This is a genomic window from Allobosea sp. 05T433 (genome assembly GCF_056396065.1).
In genome coordinates, this window is sequence record NZ_JBFTKS010000001.1 from 215,445 (window position 1) to 233,321 (window position 17,877).

General features: G+C 65.1%; 13 protein-coding genes. 12 read left to right on the plus strand and 1 reads right to left on the minus strand.

Going from position 1 to position 17,877, the window contains the following annotated elements; translation table 11 throughout:
* The first annotated feature begins 57 nt into the window (after nucleotides 1-57).
* The 8 genes from AC1DGP_RS00955 (at nucleotide 58) to AC1DGP_RS00990 (ending at nucleotide 11,961) form a co-directional block, all read left to right on the plus strand.
* On the plus strand, nucleotides 58-525 hold the full coding sequence (locus AC1DGP_RS00955) for a MerR family transcriptional regulator (protein WP_441488853.1): 468 nt from the start codon (nucleotides 58-60) through the stop codon (nucleotides 523-525).
* Between the two features lie 232 nt (nucleotides 526-757).
* Nucleotides 758-2,554: an acyl-CoA dehydrogenase C-terminal domain-containing protein gene (locus AC1DGP_RS00960; protein ID WP_476831705.1), complete on the plus strand. Its 1,797-nt coding sequence runs from the start codon at nucleotides 758-760 to the stop codon at nucleotides 2,552-2,554.
* A gap of 140 nt (nucleotides 2,555-2,694) precedes the next feature.
* Entirely contained in the window at nucleotides 2,695-3,903 is a 1,209-nt protein-coding gene (locus AC1DGP_RS00965; protein ID WP_476831632.1) for an acetyl-CoA C-acetyltransferase, read from the plus strand.
* A 23-nt stretch (nucleotides 3,904-3,926) separates the two neighbouring features.
* Nucleotides 3,927-6,131, plus strand: coding sequence for a 3-hydroxyacyl-CoA dehydrogenase NAD-binding domain-containing protein (locus AC1DGP_RS00970; RefSeq protein WP_476831633.1), 2,205 nt, complete (start codon nucleotides 3,927-3,929; stop codon nucleotides 6,129-6,131).
* Between the two features lie 17 nt (nucleotides 6,132-6,148).
* Complete coding sequence (locus AC1DGP_RS00975; RefSeq protein WP_476831634.1) at nucleotides 6,149-6,643, plus strand: peptide deformylase; 495 nt, start codon at nucleotides 6,149-6,151, stop codon at nucleotides 6,641-6,643.
* Nucleotides 6,644-7,579: 936 nt separating this feature from the next.
* Complete coding sequence (locus AC1DGP_RS00980; RefSeq protein WP_476768392.1) at nucleotides 7,580-9,370, plus strand: hypothetical protein; 1,791 nt, start codon at nucleotides 7,580-7,582, stop codon at nucleotides 9,368-9,370.
* Between the two features lie 128 nt (nucleotides 9,371-9,498).
* Nucleotides 9,499-10,992 (plus strand): EAL domain-containing protein, encoded by a 1,494-nt coding sequence (locus AC1DGP_RS00985; protein ID WP_476831635.1) that lies wholly within the window; start codon nucleotides 9,499-9,501, stop codon nucleotides 10,990-10,992.
* A 99-nt stretch (nucleotides 10,993-11,091) separates the two neighbouring features.
* The gene (locus AC1DGP_RS00990; protein ID WP_476831636.1) at nucleotides 11,092-11,961 is read left to right on the plus strand and encodes a TIGR01459 family HAD-type hydrolase; all 870 of its coding nucleotides are present in this window, start codon (nucleotides 11,092-11,094) and stop codon (nucleotides 11,959-11,961) included.
* 13 nt (nucleotides 11,962-11,974) lie between these two features.
* On the opposite strand, the gene AC1DGP_RS00995 is transcribed toward AC1DGP_RS00990, so the two are convergent.
* A complete protein-coding gene (locus tag AC1DGP_RS00995) occupies nucleotides 11,975-12,358 on the minus strand; it encodes a response regulator (protein ID WP_043231142.1) in 384 nt (127 codons plus the stop codon).
* A gap of 254 nt (nucleotides 12,359-12,612) precedes the next feature.
* Here AC1DGP_RS00995 and AC1DGP_RS01000 point away from each other — a divergent pair, with 254 nt between their 5' ends.
* From AC1DGP_RS01000 to lspA, 4 genes are all read left to right on the plus strand, one after another.
* Entirely contained in the window at nucleotides 12,613-13,056 is a 444-nt protein-coding gene (locus AC1DGP_RS01000) for a MaoC family dehydratase (protein ID WP_113515314.1), read from the plus strand.
* Nucleotides 13,057-13,156: 100 nt separating this feature from the next.
* Complete coding sequence (locus AC1DGP_RS01005) at nucleotides 13,157-14,140, plus strand: bifunctional riboflavin kinase/FAD synthetase (RefSeq protein WP_476831637.1); 984 nt, start codon at nucleotides 13,157-13,159, stop codon at nucleotides 14,138-14,140.
* Between the two features lie 206 nt (nucleotides 14,141-14,346).
* The gene (gene ileS / locus AC1DGP_RS01010; RefSeq protein ID WP_476831638.1) at nucleotides 14,347-17,346 is read left to right on the plus strand and encodes an isoleucine--tRNA ligase; all 3,000 of its coding nucleotides are present in this window, start codon (nucleotides 14,347-14,349) and stop codon (nucleotides 17,344-17,346) included.
* Nucleotides 17,343-17,831, plus strand: a complete 489-nt coding sequence (gene lspA, locus AC1DGP_RS01015) for a signal peptidase II (RefSeq protein WP_441488863.1) — start codon at nucleotides 17,343-17,345, stop codon at nucleotides 17,829-17,831. The genes ileS and lspA overlap by 4 nt, the downstream gene beginning before the upstream one ends.
* The last annotated feature ends 46 nt before the right edge of the window (nucleotides 17,832-17,877 follow it).

The window sequence follows — 17,877 nt, forward strand, 5'->3', positions numbered from 1 at the left end:
AACTTCGTCGCCACCGATGCCGGCGGTTCCCTGCGTCCAAACTTTTTAAGGAACTCCATGTCGCGCCACAGCAATGCTATGGCGGCCGGCTCTTCAGATACCGGCCGCACATCGTCGACGCCTACTTCCAGTGAAGCCGACTCGGCTGGTGGTTTCACCATCAGCGACCTTGCCCGCGATTTCGCGGTGACCCTGCGCACGCTTCGCTTCTATGAATCGCGCGGTCTCCTTGCTCCGGCCCGCTCGGGCATGACGCGCATCTATTCCGGCCGCGATCGCTCGCGGCTTGCGCTGATCCTCAAGGGCAAGCAGCTCGGTTTCACGCTGGTTGAAATCCGCGCCATGCTCGCCAATGAGGAAAAGAAGGGCGAGGCCGGCGCAGAGAAGTCGGCTTCGGTCGGCGGGCTGCAGCTCACCCGCGGGCAGATTGCCGAGCAGCTCGAATTGCTGCGCTCGCAGCAGGTCGAGATCGAAGGCGCGATCGCCGAGCTCGAAGCGACGCTTGCGGGCCTCGACAAGGCCTGAGCGCCTCACGGCACGGATTATCGATCATTTGATCGGGATTGACGGCTCCGGACTTGTGTCCGGGGCCGTTTTGTCATGCGCTGCGGATGGGAAACGCGACAGGGTGCGGCAACAAAATGGCCCAGCCCTCTTCACAAGTCACCCATAGATTGTTTATATATAAACTATCTGATGAATGGCTGCCCCGGATCGCATTCTGCAGGCGGCCGCGCTGCGCGAGAGGGAGGACACCATGCCGGTCTACAAGGCGCCCGTCGAAGACACCCTGTTCCTGCTCAACGACGTCTTCAACATCGAACGCTACAACAACCTGCCGGGTTTCGCGGATGCGACGCCCGATGTGGTCGCGGCGGTGCTGGGCGAGGGTGCCAAGCTCTGCGAGGAAGTGCTCCAGCCGTTGAACCATTCCGGCGACCAGGAGGGCTGCAAGCGCAACCCTGACGGATCCGTGACGACGCCAAAGGGCTTCAAGGAAGCGCACAAGGCCTATGCCGAGGGCGGCTGGATCGGACTTGCCATGGATCCCGAATATGGCGGCCAGGGCCTGCCCTATACGCTCGGCGCCGTGATGAACGAATATGCCTCGGCGGCGAACATGGCGTTCTCGATGTATCCCGGCCTGACCATGGGCGCGATCGCCGCACTCTATGTGCACGGCACTGAGGAGCAGAAGCGCACCTATATCCCGAAGATGGTCGAGGGTGTCTGGTCGGGCACGATGAACCTGACGGAGCCGCATTGCGGCACCGATCTCGGCCTGATCAAGACCAAGGCCGTGCCGAATGGCGATGGTTCCTATGCGATCTCCGGCACCAAGATCTTCATCTCGGCCGGCGAGCAGGACATCACCGAGAACATCATCCATCTCGTGCTCGCCCGCATCGAGGGGGCTCCCGCCGGCGTCAAGGGCATCTCGCTCTTCGTGGTGCCGCGCAACGTGGTCGGCGCCGACGGCGCGGTCGGCGAGCGCAACGGCGTCTCCTGCGGCTCGATCGAGCACAAGATGGGCATCCACGGCAATTCGACCTGCGTCATGAACTATGACGGCGCCAGGGGCTGGCTCATCGGCACCGAGAACAAGGGCCTCAACGCCATGTTCGTGATGATGAACGAGGCCCGCCTCGGCGTCGCGATCCAGGGGCTCGCCCAGTCCGAGGTCGCCTATCAGAACGCTGTTGCCTATGCCAAGGACCGCCTCCAGGGGCGGGCGCTGACCGGCGCCAAGGAGCCGGACAAGGCTGCCGATCCGATCATCGTCCATCCCGATGTCCGCCGCACGCTGATGTCGATCAAGGCCTTCAACGAGGCTGCGCGCGCCTTTGTGCTGTGGAACGCGCTGAAATCCGATGTCGCCCACCGTTCGGCTGATGCCGCCGAACGCCAGGCCGCCGACGATCAGCTCGGACTGATGACCCCCGTGCTCAAGGGTGTCCTGACCGATGTCGGTTTCGACAACGCGGTGAAGGCCCAGCAGATGTATGGCGGCCATGGCTACATCGCCGAATGGGGCATGGAGCAGTTCGTGCGAGACGCGCGCATCGCCATGATCTACGAGGGCGCCAATGGCGTGCAGGCCATGGACCTGATCGGCCGCAAGCTCGGCCGAGACGGCGGCCGCGCCATCATGGCCTTCTTCAACGAGGTCGGCGGCTTCATCAAGGAGCATGGCGAGGACGAGGGGCTGAAGCCGCTGCTCGCTCCCCTGCTGGCCTCGCTCGGTCATCTCCAGCAGGCGACGATGTGGTTCATGAACAACGCCCTCGCCAAGCCTGACAATGCCGGCGCCGGGGCGACCGACTACATGCACCTGCTCGGCCTCGTCTCCCTCGGCTATATGTGGATGAAGATCGCCAAGGCTGCGCAGGACAAGCTCGAGGCCGGCGCCAATGGCGCGACCGAGCGGATGAACACCAAGCTCGTCACCGCGCGCTTCTTCATGGAGCGCACCCTGCCGGAGACGGCCGCGCATCTGGCACGGATCACGGCCGGCGCCGATTCCACCATGGCGCTCTCGGCAGAGCAGTTCTGAGCAGACCAAAGGTCATGCCCGGGCTTGACCCGGGCATCGCTTGCAGATTGCCTTCGCTTCCAGACGGCCGGGACATGCCCGGCCATGTTGGCGAAGTCCCAACAACGAGCCGCCATTGCGGCGAGCCCCGGGAGGCCTTGATGGCTGACGCATTCATCTACGATCACGTTCGGACGCCGCGCGGCAAGGGCAAGGCCGACGGCTCCCTGCACGAGGTCACGGCGATCGAACTCGGCACGCAGGTGCTGCGTGCGATCAAGGACCGCAACAAGCTCGAGCCCAAGCTGGTCGAGGATGTCGTCTTTGGCTGCGTCGATCCGGTCGGCGAGGCCGGCGCCGATATCGCGCGGACCGTCGCGCTCAAGGCGGGGTACGGCAAGGAAGTGCCGGGCGTGCAGATCAACCGCTTCTGCGCCTCGGGCCTCGACGCGGTGAACCTTGCCGCGGCGCAGGTCATGGCCGGCCAGAAGGAGATGGCGATCGGTGGCGGCGTCGAGAGCATGAGCCGCGTCGGCATGGGCGCCTCGGGCTTCGGCATTGCGGTCGATCCGTCCGTCGCGATCGACACCTATTTCATGCCGCAAGGCGTCTCGGCCGATCTGATCGCCACGAAATACGGCTTCTCGCGTGACGATGTCGACGCCTTTGCCGTGCGCTCGCACAAGAAGGCCGCCGCCGCCTGGGCCGAAGGCCGCTTCAGGAATTCGGTCATCCCGGTCACCGACGTCAACGGCCTGATCCTCCTCGACCGCGACGAGACCATTCGTCCGAATACGGACATGCAGGCCCTGGCAGCGCTCAAGGCATCCTTCGTCCAGATGGGCGAGATGGGTGGTTTCGATGCCGTCGCGACGGCGGCTCACCCCGATGTGGAGTTCGTCAATCACGTGCATCACGCCGGCAATTCCTCCGGCATCGTCGATGGCGCGGCTGCCGTGCTCGTCGGCTCGAAGAAGGGCGGCAAGGCGGCTGGCCTGAAGCCGCGCGCCCGCATCCGGGCCTTCGCCACTGTCGGATCCGACCTGGCGCTGATGCTGACCGGGCCGGTCGACGTCACGGAGCTGGTTCTGAAAAAGGCCGGCATGACCACCCGGGATATCGACCTGTTCGAGCTGAACGAGGCTTTTTCCTCGGTGGTGCTGCGTTATCAGCAGGCCTTCGAGATCGACGACGCCATCCTCAACGTCAATGGCGGCGCCATTGCGATGGGCCATCCGCTCGGCGCCACGGGCGCGATGATCCTCGGCACAGTGCTCGACGAACTCGAGCGCACGAACAAGCAGACCGCACTCGTCACGCTTTGCGTCGCCGCCGGCATGGGCGTCGCGACCATCATCGAACGCGTCTGATCGGCACGAAGGGGAGAGAACCGATGAACCTCACCAATTTCCGCTTCGAGACCGACGCCGACGGCATCGCGACCTTGATCTGGGACATGCCCGGCCGTTCGATGAACGTCATCACCCCCGAGGTCATGGCCGAGTTGAACCAGGTCATCGACCATGTCGTCTCGAGCGAGGCGATCAAGGGCTGCGTCATTACCTCCGGCAAGGAAGCCTTCTCGGGCGGTGCCGACCTGACCATGCTCCAGGGGCTGCGCGACCTCTATGTCGGGCTTGCCAGGGAGAAGGGCGAGGCGGCAGCGATGCAGACCTTCTTCGACGAGAGCCGCAAGCTCTCGCTGCTCTATCGCAAGCTCGAAACCTGCGGAAAGCCGTTCGCAGCCGCCATCCATGGCGTCTGCCTCGGTGGCGCCTTCGAACTTGCGCTCGCCTGCCAGTACCGCGTCGCCTCGGACGATGCCTCGACCCGCGTCGGCCTGCCCGAGATCAAGGTCGGGCTCTTCCCAGGCGCCGGTGGCACGCAGCGTGTCTCGCGCCTGATGCAGACCGGCGACGCGCTGCAGATGATGTTCAAGGGCGAGCAGATCAAGGCGCTGCCGGCCCGCAACAGCGGCCTCGTCCATGCCGCCGTGCCGCGGGATCAGATGCTTCAGAACGCCCGGGAGTGGCTGAAGGCCAATCCGCAGGCCAAGGCGCCCTGGGACGATCCCAAGTTCAAGCTGCCTTCCAACAAGGTCTATTCGCCCGCCGGCATGCAGATCTGGCCACCGGCCAACGCGATCTATCGCCGCGAGACCAATGACAACTACCCGGCCGCACGCGCCATCCTGAGCGCGGTCTATGAGGGCCTGCAGTTGCCGATCGATCTCGGCCTCAGGGTCGAGAGCCGCTATTTCGCAAAAATTCTCCGGACGAAGGAGGCGGCCTCGATGATCCGCACGCTCTTCGTCTCGATGCAGGAGCTGAACAAGGGGGCTCGCCGCCCGGCCGATGTCCCGGCGAGCAGGCTGAAGAAGGTCGGCGTTGTCGGCGCAGGCTTCATGGGCGCGGGCATCGCCTATGTCACCGCCCAGGCAGGCCTGGACGTCATCCTGATCGACCGCGACATCGAGGCGGCCGAGAAGGGCAAGGCCTATTCGCATAAGCTGGTATCCGACCAGATCATGAAGGGGCGCGCCAAGACGGCCGACCGCGACGCGCTGCTCGGCCGGATCACCGCCTCGGCGGACTATGCCGATCTCAAGGGCTGCGATCTCGTCATCGAGGCCGTGTTCGAGGATCCGAAGGTCAAGGCCGAGGTCATCGCCAAGGTCGAGGCGGTGGTCGGACCAAGGACGATCTTCGGCTCCAATACATCGACGCTTCCGATCACCGGGCTCGCCGAGCACTCGCAGCGCCCGAAGAATTTCATCGGCGTGCATTTCTTCTCGCCGGTCGAGAAGATGCTCCTGGTCGAGATCATCATGGCCAAGAAGACCGGCAAGAAGGCGCTCGCCATGGCGCTCGATTTCGTCCGCGCCATCAGGAAGACGCCGATCGTCGTCAACGACACGCGCGGCTTCTATGCCAACCGCTGTGTCGGCAACTACATCCGCGAAGGCCATCTGATGCTGATGGAGGGCGTGCCCCCGGCGATGATCGAGGCCGCCGGCAAGCAGGCCGGCATGCCGGTCGGTCCGCTGTCCCTCAATGACGAGGTCGCGGTCGATCTCGCCTACAAGGTGCTGAAGGCGACCAAGGCCCAACTCGGCGAACATGCGGTCGATCCGGCGCAGGAAAGACTGCTCACCGAGATGGTCGAGACGCATGGCCGCCTCGGCCGCAAGAACAGGAAAGGCTTCTACGACTATCCGGAAGCCGGCCCGAAGCGGCTTTGGCCGGGGCTTGCCGAGCTGACGAAGAACCGGCTCGACCCCGAGCTCATCGACATGCAGGAGCTCAAGGAACGCCTGCTCGTCACCCAGGCCCTGGAAGCTGCCCGCACCTATGAGGAAGGTGTCGTGACCGATCCTCGCGAGGCGGATGTCGGCTCGATCATCGGCTTCGGTTTCGCGCCCTATTCGGGCGGCACGCTCTCCTACATCGACAACATGGGCGCGGCCGTCTTCGTGAAGCTCTGCGAGAAGCTCGCCAGGACCCATGGCGAGCGCTTCAGGCCGAACCGGCAGCTCAAGCGCATGGCGAAGACGGGCGAGAGCTACTATGGCAATGCGGAGAAGAAGGCTGCCGCATAATCCCCTGAGGCCACCGCGTGACGATTCGGCCGATCATTGGCTTTCCCGATTCTCGGCTGCGCATGGCAGCCGAGCCGGTGACGCGTTTCGATGCGGTGCTTCGCTCGCTCGCGGCCGATTTGCTGGAAACGATGCGGGCGGCTCCCGGCATCGGCATAACGGCGCCGCATATCGGTCTTCTCCAGCGGCTGGTCGTGCTGGAGCTGTTGCCGGGTGAGGTTCGGACCTATGTGAATCCGGCGATCGCCTGGGCTTCACCTGACATGATCCGCCACCACGAGGGCAGCGTTTCGATGGCGGGGGTTGCAGACGAGATCGAGCGTCATGCCCGCGTCCATGTCACCTATAAGGACCTGGACGGTGCGGAACAGTTCGAAGAGGCCGATGGCCTGCTCGCCGTTTGCCACCAGCACGAGATCGACCAACTCGACGGCATTTTCTGGGTCGATCGCCTGTCACGCCTGAAGCGCGACAGGCTGATCGCCCGCTACAACAAGCTGCGGCGTGCGTGACCTTGCCGCTCGCCGGCCCTTGGCAGAACCGGAGCCTGGCGCAGCCTCTCGCACGCGCCTGCGGCAGCCTTGGGGCGGTGATGGGTCGGCCGAACCCCTGACTGGCCCGGAACCGGACACGACGACCCAAACGTGACGATTCGCTCAAGCGCGCGAAACGCGCGCGACATTCCGATTCGCCCTTCGCAAGTGCCTGCTTTTCGCGAGTGCGGCTGCGACGGGGATGGCCGGAATCTGAGAGCAATCCACCGAAAAATGGGTGCTTGCGGACGATGCCGCTGACCGAAATCCCGCCAGATCCGACGCCGCGATAGCCGAGCTTGCAGCCGCTCAGGTGCGTCCCAGCTTCCTCCCGGGAGGCGTTCCGGCGGGGCCGCGCGCTCTTCATCAGGGTGTCTACCCCTTCGGTAGGCTGGCCTGCGAAGAAGACGTAGTCGAGACCTCCTGGGGGCAGCGCAGCGAGCCGGACTCCGCGGCAAAGACCTTGAGGCGATCGAACGGAACGGAAGGGGTGTAGTCCGGCCGGTCGGCAGGGGCTTGAACGCCGGGATGATCGGCGTGCCTGCAGGCTTCGCATTGAGCGCCGCCATCTGGCCGGGCCACCCATTACCGGCTTACCTACGCGGCCCTAGTAAAACACGCTTCGGCACGCGACCATGCGCCGGGCCTGCTTCACGAGCCGGCACACGCCGAATGGCATGCAGAATGCTTCGAAATCACGGGGGTTTTCGCCCGGCTGCGAGACGAAGGCTGTCGGCCGCATCCTGTACAATTAAGCTTCTCTCAACCTAACAGCGCAAAGCGGGCTGTAAATTGCGGGCGAGGCGGGGCACCACTGCGCGCCGCGGTCGCCCGGTCGCTTCGACGTTGCGAATGACGTAACGTCGGTTTTGGCGTAGTTTGGATGAAGGGGGGAACAAACTGGACCAAACCCCAATGGTCGAGAGCAGTCAGGATACCGACCGGCTCGCAGACCCGGAGGCTCTCGCTGTCCGTGAGGCCCTTGAACGCATCCTGACATCGGATGCGTTTCGCAGTGCACCGCAGCTCTCCGCATTTCTGAACTTCATCGTGGAGCGCCGCATCGAAGGGCGCAGCTCGGAACTCAAGGGTTACACCATTGCGGTTGAGGCCTTCGGCCGACCGGCAGATTTCGACCCGCAGTCCGACCCCATCGTCAGGGTCGAGGCCGGTCGTCTGCGCAGGGCGCTAGGCCAGTATTATCAGGGCGATGGCGCCGACGACACGATCCGCATTTCCATGCCGGTCGGCGCTTACGTCCCTGTCTTTGAACATCTTGGGGCTGCCGGGATGCCGGCCGAGCCGGCGCAGGAGCGCATGGCGCCCGGCGACGCCAGGGCGGCCCAGCTGCCGGTCCCTGAGCGGCCGAGCAGGCACGGTTTCAGGCTCGGGCACTGGCTCGCCGTGTTAGCGCTGGTCCTCGTGATCGTGCCTCTCGCCACTTGGCACTACCTCCCGCCGCTCGAGACGACACCGCAACCCGACCCGCTGGTGCGCCAGGCTCAACTGATCGAGGAGGCAGCGCGTCGCGCGGGATCGAGCGCGTCGGCTCATTTGCCGATGGTCGTCGTATCGCTGAGCGGCGCGGCCGACGATCCGGAGCTGGCCGGGCTGGTGCAGGCCTTCACGCGGCTCCTGGTCGATGCCCTGGCTCGATTCGACGATCTCGTTACCGTTCGTACGCCGGCCGCCGGCGCGGACCTCTATAGCGGCGCCGACTATGTCTTCGAGATGAATGCGACGCGGCAAGGCGGGGCGACGGAAGGCTTCGGCCGGTTGCGCTCCGTCAAGGACGGTCGTGTGGTCTGGACGACGTCTGCCATCCGGACATTGCCGAAGGGCGAGGACGCTCCGGAATTGCGCGAGATCGCCCGACGGCTCGCAGTCAGGCTTGCCGAGCCCTTCGGCATCATTCACGCCGACTATCGCCAGACGATGACGGCGTCGCCGATGCGCTGTGTCTTCCAGGCGCTGAATATCCGCCGCACCATGCGCGCCGAAGATCACCTGGCCGCCCGCAACTGCCTGGAGGCGGTTCTGGAGCGCGACCCTGCCTTCCATCCCGCCTGGTCGCAGCTCGCCCTGCTGACGGTCGACGAATACACCGCCGGACTCAATCCACTGCCTGGTTCGCCGCTCGATCGCGCCTTGAGCGCCGCGTTGACGGCGGTCAGGCTGGCGCCGTCCAGCGCACGCGCGCAGCAGGCCATGATGGACGTTTACTTCGCACGTGGCGCCTATGAAGATGCCTTCAGGGCGGGCCGGGCCGCGCTCGTCCGCAATCCCTACGATCCCGACATCATGGCCGATCTCGGCGCGCGCTATGTTCAGATCGGTCAGCCTGCGGAAGGCCTGCCGCTGCTGCAGCGGGCTGTGGCATCCAGCAGCGGCCGTCCTGCCTGGTACGATTTCTACGCCTTCCTGGCCGAGCATCTGATGGGCAATGACAAGCTCGCGGATGCGCATGCCGCCATTTTCGTCGCCGATGACAGTCCGCTCAGCTTGCTTGGCCGAGCCCTCCACTTTGCGGGAAAGCATGATGAGCCGGGCGTTTCAGCGGCCCTGCGACGGCTGGCGCAGGCGGCTCCGCTCTTCGCGATCGACGCCAGGCTTTACCTGTCGCGGATGGGGTTCAGCGAAGCCGTCATCGACCGGATCATGTCGGATCTCGGGCCGCGTCGGCTTGAAGCCAGCGGCGTTCACTAAGCGAATTCCCGACCGTCGCCGCTTTTCGTCCATGGCCCTCGCATGCGCGTGAACAGACGGTTAATGTCGGGTAGCAGAGTGATTCGTCGCTTTCATTCCCCAGCAACCTCTTTCGCGCGGTCGTCGCCTTGGCCCCTGTCCGCCTTACCGCCTTGCATCCTCTCGCCAGTGCCGTGACCGGCGTGGCGGCTGGCGCAATCGCGGTTCTCGCCTTGCCGGGAGCGCTGGCCAACGCCACCGGCCTCCTGCTGGCGGGGGCAGGGTTGGCGGCATCCGCGATCTTCTACGAGCGACGTGTCCTTGCGCAGCGCGAGCAGATCTTCGCGGCGATCGGCGAGGTCAAGGTTCGCCTGGCTACCAACGCCATCAGGCTTGACAGTTTGGCGCAGCGTGTCGAGCAACTGCCGATGAGCGAGGCCGATGCCGCGCCCGCACGTGCTGCGATCAATGAACTGACGGCCGAGGTCGGATTGCTCGGCGACCTGTTGCAGCAAGTCGCAACGACGCTGGCAGATCACGACACGCAACTCTCGGCTGCGCAGGCCCGGCGCAATGCCGAAGCCGCTCCCCCGCCGCCGCCGGCGCCTGCTCCCGAGCTTGCCCGCATTGCGCATCGCGAGGCGCTTGCTGCAGCGCGTGCGGAGGCCATTCAGGCCGAGCAGCTGCGCGCTGCCGATGAACGAGCCGCGATCATCAGCACCGCGCTGGCCGAGGGCAAGGTCGAGGTCCATCTCCAGCCGATCGTGCAGTTGCCGCAACGCCGGACACGTGGCTACGAGGCGCTGGTCCGTCTGCGTCTCGATGAGAGCACCTTGCTGCTCCCCGCCGAATTCCTGGCGATCGTCGAGGAGCGGGGTTTCGGTCCGACGCTCGATGCACTGGTGCTGACACGTACGCTGGCGATCGCGCGCCATCTGGGATCCAAGGACGGCGGCCTGTTCGTGGCCTGTAATTTCAGCGCCGCAACCTGGGCCTCGTCGCAGGCTCTGGTGACCCTCTCCCGTATCCTCGAGAAATATCGCGAGCACGCCGGCCATCTGGTGATCGAGATGCCGCAGCGCGTCTTCCGCGCTCTGGAGCCGACCAGCCTTGGCCTGCTGGGGGCGATGTCCGCCAATGGCGTGCGCTTCGCGCTCGACCATGTCGGCGATCTTCGGTTCGACCCGGCATCGCTACATGATCGTGGCATTCGCTTCGTGAAAGTGCCGGCCGCCCTGCTGCAGGCTGAAGCCGAGCGTTCCTCGATCGATATCGCCGCCGCCGATCTCGCGGCTCAGCTCGCGCGGGCCTCGATCATCCTCGTCGCCGAGAAGATCGAGGATGATCCGACTGTCGCGGACATGATCGAGCTTGGCGTGACCTATGCCCAGGGGCTGGTGATTTCACCGCCGCGGCCGGTCAAGCCGGAGGTCTTTGCCGATCCCGAGCCGGCGAAACCCGCCGCTCCGGTGCCCGAGCCCGAGCGGCCCGCCGCGCGGATCTCGGCCGAGATTCTGGGCTATCCCACCGCCGGCACATCGCCTGCGGCAGCGCTGCCAGCCCCGCCGAGCGGGCCTGCGCAGAAAGGCCCGGCGCCGGAGCGCCTGCCGTTCCGCGCCGTGCTACGCCGCGCCAGCGCCTGACAAAACCCTATCGCTGCCCGTTGCGACGGCCTAAACCGGCACCGTGCCGCGCTGCCGTCGCGCCGCATAGCCCAATTGGTTTCAGGGGAGTTGACCGCTTTGCAGCCTGCCAAGACCGCGCCCACCGTCGCATTGAGCGGTTTCTCGGAAATCACCGACCGGTTCGATCTCTGCCTGTGCGATATCTGGGGTGTCGTTCACAACGGCGTGGCAGCTCATCAGGACGCCTGCGATGCGCTGGTTGCGATGCGGGAACGCGGTGTTTCCGTCGTGCTGGTGACCAACGCTCCCCGTCCCCGCCGTGAAATCGAGGTCCAGCTCGCGCGTTTTGCCGTGCCGGAGGCTGCCTATGATGCGATCGTGACCTCCGGCGATGTCTGCCGGGCGCTGATCGAGGAACGGTCCGGCGAGCCGGTCTTCATGCTCGGCCCTGACCGCGACCTGCCCCTGATCGCCGGGCTGGATGCGCCGCGCGTCTCACCCGCGGACGCGCGCTACGTGCTCTGCACGGGATTGTTCGACGACGAGACCGAGACGGCCGAGACCTATGCCGGCCTCTTTGCCGATCTCGTCGCACGCGATCTCGTGATGATCTGCGCCAATCCCGATCTGGTGGTCGATCGCGGTGGCAAGATCGTGCCCTGCGCCGGCTCGCTCGCGCTGGCTTACGAGCAGATCGGCGGCACGGTGATCTATGCCGGCAAGCCGCATCGCCCGATCTACGAAATGGCGCTGCATATCGCCGAAGCGCGGCGTGGCAAGCCCGTTCCGCCAGACCGGATTTGCGCAATTGGTGATGCCATTCGAACCGACATCGCCGGGGCGAACGCCTTCGGCGCGGCGAGCGTCATGGTGCTGGCGGGCATTCACGCCCAGGATCTTGTCGAGAAATCGTGGGAAGAGCGCCACGGCTGGTTCGCAGGGCAGCATGCCCGCCCGGATTACGCGATTCCGCAACTCGTCTGGTGACGTTCGGCCACGCTCAGGCGTGGCAGACCGCTTCCATCTTGACCTTCAGGGTCTGGGCGTTGAACGGCTTGACGATATAGTTGTTCACGCCGGCCTTCTTGGCGGCGATGACGTTCTCGGTCTTGGATTCGGCCGTGACCATGATGAACGGCGTMGTCGCGAGGGCATCTTCCTCGCGCACGCGCTGGAGCAGCTCGAAGCCGGTCATCGGCTCCATGTTCCAGTCGGAGATGACGAGGCCGTATTTCTTGTCGCGCATCTTGGCGATGGCGGTCGAGCCGTCCGACGCATCGTCGACATTCTCGAATCCGAGCTGCTTGAGCAGGTTCCGAATGATCCGGACCATCGTCTGGTAGTCGTCGACCACGAGGATGGGCATGGACGGATCGAGAGCCATTCTGGTGCTCCAAGCGTAACGACTGCAGCGCGGGGCAATACCCGCGCGCGGACCGCCTTCAGTGAGTGGCGACCATGCCGGGAGTGATAGGGCACTGGCGTTTCGAAGCGGTTAATTTGAACGAAAACTGACGTAGGGGAAGCATCGCTCCGGCGGCGGCACCAAAGTCGCATGGCCGAGGCGCCGGGGCTGTGGCATTCTATGTTGCGCCGCAACAAGGGCGGCACATCGAAATTGCATCGGCAGCCGGACCAATGAACGCAGTCTCCTATCAGGTTCATGCTTTCGAAGACCTCGCGATCGGCCAAAGCGAAAGCCTGATGCGCACGGTGATGGAGCGGGATGTCTCGCTCTTCGCCGATCTCTCGGGGGACGCCAATCCGATCCATCTTTGCGAGCGCTACGCGGCGGGCACGAAGTTCGGCCAGCGCATTGCGCACGGGATGCTGACCGCGAGTCTCGTGTCCGCGCTGCTCGGCACGAAATTGCCAGGGCCGGGCGCCGTCTACCTGTCGCAGACGCTTACGTTCCTCGCTCCAGTCAAGATCGGCGATGTCGTCACGGCGCGGGTCGAAGTGGTCGAACTCGTTGCCGAGCGTCGGCGCGCGCGCCTGTTCTGCGACTGTGTCGTCGACGGCAAGGCCGTGCTCGAGGGAGAGGCCTGGGTCGCCTTGCCGCCGGCAAAGCCAAAGGCCTGAAGCAGGGGGGCTTGCGTCCGGTGTCCTTGACGCTGCTGGCCTGAACCGCCATTGACTGCCGCGCGCGGGCGTGCCCCGCCGAGGCGGAACCCTTCGTGCCATGACCCGTCCTGCCGCCGCGCCTTCTTCAGGCCGGCCTCATGTTTTCGTCCTCGATGGCGACAGCCCGGTTCCGGACAGCTTGCGCGGAGCGGTGCTGGCGCTGGGCAATTTCGACGGTGTCCATCGCGGCCATGCCGAACTCGCTCATGTCGCGGTCGCCATGGCGGCCAAGCAGGGCCGCGAGGCTGCCGCTTTCACCTTCGAGCCGCATCCCCGATCGGTCTTCAGCCCCGAGCAGCCGGTCTTTCGGCTGACGCCGCCCGACGTCAAGGGGGAGCTGCTCGCCCAGGCCGGGCTGAAGCGAAGCTTCGTGTTGCCCTTCGATCGCGCCATTGCGGCCGTGAGCGCCGAGAGTTTCGTCGATGACCTGCTGCTCGAGCGGCTCGGCGTCGGGGGGCTCGTCTGCGGCTACGACTTCCATTTCGGCAAGGGCCGCGCCGGCTCGCCCGAGATGCTGCAGGCGAGGGCGGGCGCGCGCGGTGTCCTGGTCACGGTGGTCCCGCCCTATTCCTGGGCGGGGGAGCCGGTCTCCTCGACCTTGATCCGCACCGCGCTGGAAGCCGGAGATGTCGGCCGCGCAGCGGCGTTCCTTGGGCGGCCCTGGTTCGTGCGCGGCGAGATCGCCCATGGCGACAAGCGTGGGCGTGACCTCGGTTACCCCACCGCCAACATGCATCTCGCCCGTGATTGCCGCCTGAAATTCGGCATCTATGCCGTCAGGATGAAGGTCGACGGCATCTGGCGCGACGGCGTGGCGAGCTTCGGCAGTCGCCCGACCTTCGATGACGGTGCGCCGCGGCTCGAGACCTTCCTCTTCGATTTCGCAGGCGATCTCTATGGCAAGATCGTCGATGTCGCACTGATCGCCTGGCTGCGGGGCGAGGAAAAATTCGACTCGCTCGAAGCCCTCATCATGCAGATGGACAAGGACAGTGCCCGGGCCCGCGCCATTCTGGCGCAAACACCGCCCTTCCTTCCTTAACCTGCCCCTGTTAGAAGCCGTTCATGCTCGCTCATTGCGCCCAGATCATAGAATTGCTCCGGCGAATTACGGGCCCGGCTGACGCTGCCCTGCGCTGATCGCAGGCGTCCGCGCAAGCCGGGATGACCGCCGCTTTCCCTTGTCCTTAAGGACCGGTGACGCGCCAGCCATGCATGGCCCGCCAGTCCAGCTGCCCGAGCCGGATCATGAACGACCAATCCAATTCCGCCCCATCGAAAAGCGTTGATTATTCGCAGACGCTGTTCCTGCCTCAGACCGAATTCCCGATGCGCGCCGGCTTGCCGCAACGCGAGCCGGAACTGCTCGCCCGCTGGCAGACGATCGAGCTCTATCGCAAGCTGCGCGAGAGCGCGAAGGGCCGCGACCGGTTCATCCTGCATGATGGCCCGCCCTATGCGAACGGCCATCTCCATATCGGCCATGCGCTCAACAAGGTGCTGAAGGACCTCGTCGTCCGCTCGCAGCAGATGCTCGGCCATGATGCCAACTATGTCCCGGGCTGGGATTGTCACGGCCTGCCGATCGAGTGGAAGATCGAGGAGCAATACCGGGCCAAGGGCCTGAACAAGGACGATGTGCCGGTCGTTGAATTCCGCAAGGAATGCCGTGCCTTTGCCGAGCACTGGGTCAACGTTCAGCGCGAGGAGTTCAAACGCCTCGGTGTCGAGGGCGACTGGGCCGATCCCTACCTGACCATGGCGTTCCCGGCCGAGGCGCAGATCGCCCGCGAGATCATGAAGTTCGCCGAAACGGGCCAGCTCTATCGCGGCTCCAAGCCGGTGATGTGGTCGGTGGTCGAGAAGACCGCGCTGGCCGAGGCGGAGGTCGAGTACGAGGAGCATACGAGCGATACGGTGTTCGTGGCCTTTCCCGTCGCGTCGGGAGCGGATGCTCTGGCCGGCGCCTCGGTCGTGATCTGGACGACGACCCCCTGGACGATCCCAGGCAACAGGGCGATCTCCTTCCACCACAAGATCGCCTATGGGCTCTATCGGGTGACCGCGGCGGCCGAGGGCAACTGGGCGAAGGTCGGCGCGACCTATGTGCTGGCGAAGGCTCTCGCCGAGAGCGTGTTCAAGGCGGCCAAGGTCGACGCCTTCGAACTGGTGCGCGATGTCGATGCCGCCGAGCTGAATGGCCTGACCGCCGCCCATCCGCTGCGCGGCCACGGCTACGATTTCGATGTGCCGTTGCTCGACGGTGACCATGTCACCGACGATGCCGGTACGGGCTTCGTCCACACCGCTCCCGGCCATGGTCGCGAGGATTTCGATATCTGGATGGCGAGTGGCCGCAAGCTCGCCGAGCGCGGAATCGATACGCATATCCCCTACACCGTGGATGCCGATGGTCGCTTCACCAAGGATGCGCCGGGCTTCGAGGGCCGGCAGGTCATCACCGACAAGGGCGAGAAGGGCGACGCCAACGACGCCGTGATCAAGGCGCTGGCGGCGAGCGGCACCATCATCGCGCGCGGCCGGTTGAAGCATCAGTACCCGCATAGCTGGCGCTCGAAGAAGCCGGTCATCTTCCGCAACACGCCGCAATGGTTCATCGCCATGGACAAGCCGCTCGGCGAAGCGCTGGGCGGTCCCGATGTTCCGTCCACGCCGGGCGGAAATGTCGATACGTTGCGCAACCGCGCGCTCAGGGCGATCAAGGAAACCGAATGGGTTCCGGCGGCCGGCGAGAACCGCATCACCGGCATGATCGCCAACCGTCCTGACTGGGTTGTCTCGCGCCAGCGCGCCTGGGGCGTGCCAATCACCGTCTTCGTCGAGAAGGACAGCGGCACGATCCTCGTCGATCCGAGGGTCAACGCTGCCATCGCCGATGCCTTTGAGATCGAGGGGGCCGATGCCTGGTTCACCGATGTCGACGGAGCGCGCTTCCTGAAGCCCTTCGGCTACGATCCGCAGAAGTATGAGCGCGTCACAGACGTGCTCGATGTCTGGTTTGATTCAGGCTCGACCCACGCCTTCACGCTGGAGAAGCGTCCGGACCTGCGGGCCCGCCGGCGCGGCGAGGGCGGCAATGACCGGGTGATGTATCTGGAAGGGTCTGACCAGCACCGCGGCTGGTTCCATTCGAGCCTGCTCGAAAGCTGCGGCACGCGCGGCCGGGCGCCCTATGACATCGTGCTGACCCACGGCTTCTGTCTCGACGAGAAGGGCGAGAAGATGTCGAAGTCGAAGGGCAATGTCACGGCACCGCAGGACGTCATCAAGGAATCCGGCGCCGACATCCTGCGCCTCTGGGTCGCGGCGGCGGACTATTCCGACGATTTGCGCATCGGCAAGGAAATCCTCAAGACCTTCGTCGAGACCTACCGCAAGCTGCGCAACACCATGCGCTGGATGCTCGGCACGCTCGCGCATTTCAGCGAGGACATCCGCGTCGCCTCGCCGGCGTCGATGCCCGAGCTCGAGCGGTTGATGCTGCACCGCCTTGCGGAGCTCGGGCCGCAGGTCGAGGAGGCCTATCGGACCTATGATTACAAGCGGGTCGTGACGCTGCTCTCGCAGTTCATGAACACGGAGCTGTCCGCCTTCTATTTCGACGTCCGCAAGGACGCGCTCTATTGCGACCCGCTATCGAGCCATGTCCGCAAGAGTGCGCTGACAGTGGTCGACCATCTCCTGCGCTGTCTCGCAACCTGGCTGGCGCCGATCCTGGTCTTCACCACCGAGGAAGCCTGGCTCGAGCGCTATCCGGAGCTGAAGACGCTGGGTGGCTCCGTGCATCTCGAAGCCTTTGCCGAGGCTCCGCAGAGCTGGCTCGATCCGGAGCTGGCCGAGCGCTGGAGCAAGATCCGCCGCGTTCGGCGTGTCGTCACCGGGGCACTCGAACTGGAACGAGCGGCCAAGCGCATCGGCTCGTCGCTCGAAGCCGCGCCGGAGGTTCACATCGCCGATCCCGACCTGCTGGCGGCGCTGTCGGGGGTCGATCTCGCCGAGATCTGCATCACGTCGGGTGTCAAGATTGTTGCGGGCGAAGGGCCCGAGGATGGCTTCCGGCTTCCGGAGGTGCCCGGCGTCGCGGTCGTCCCGGTCCGGGCCAGCGGCGTGAAATGCGCTCGCTCCTGGAAGTATTTCGATCCAGCGACCGCCGAGCGCGACCATCCCGATGTCACTCCGCGCGACGCCAGGGCCTTGCGGGAGCTCGGCAAGGCGGCCGGGCGATGACGTCGCTGCGCCGCTTCGGGATCTGGATCGTCGCGCTGGTCTTCGTGCTGGACCAGGCGTTGAAGCTCTGGCTGGTCTTCGGTTTGCACCTGGGTGAAACCGGTCCCTATGACCTAACGTCCTTCATGACCATCGTGCTGGCCTGGAACCGCGGCATTTCCTATGGGCTGTTCCAGCAGGAGGGGAACCTCGGGCCCTGGCTGCTGGTGCTGCTTTCCGTCGTCGCGGCGATCTGGCTTAGCCGCTGGATGTGGCGGGCAACGGACCGGCTGACGGTCGCAAGTCTCGCACTCATCGTCGGCGGCGCGCTTGGTAACGGCGTCGACCGGGCTGTGTACGGTGCCGTCGTCGACTTCGTTCACCTGCATTATGGCAGCTTCAGTTGGTACATCTTCAACATTGCCGATGCGGCTATCGTTGTCGGTGTGCTCGGTCTCCTGTATGAGTCCTTCCGCCCTGACGCCTCAAAGTCTGCACAGGCTTGAGGCGCGTCGCCATGCTTTTGCCCTTCCCTTGGTGCAACACGGCGAA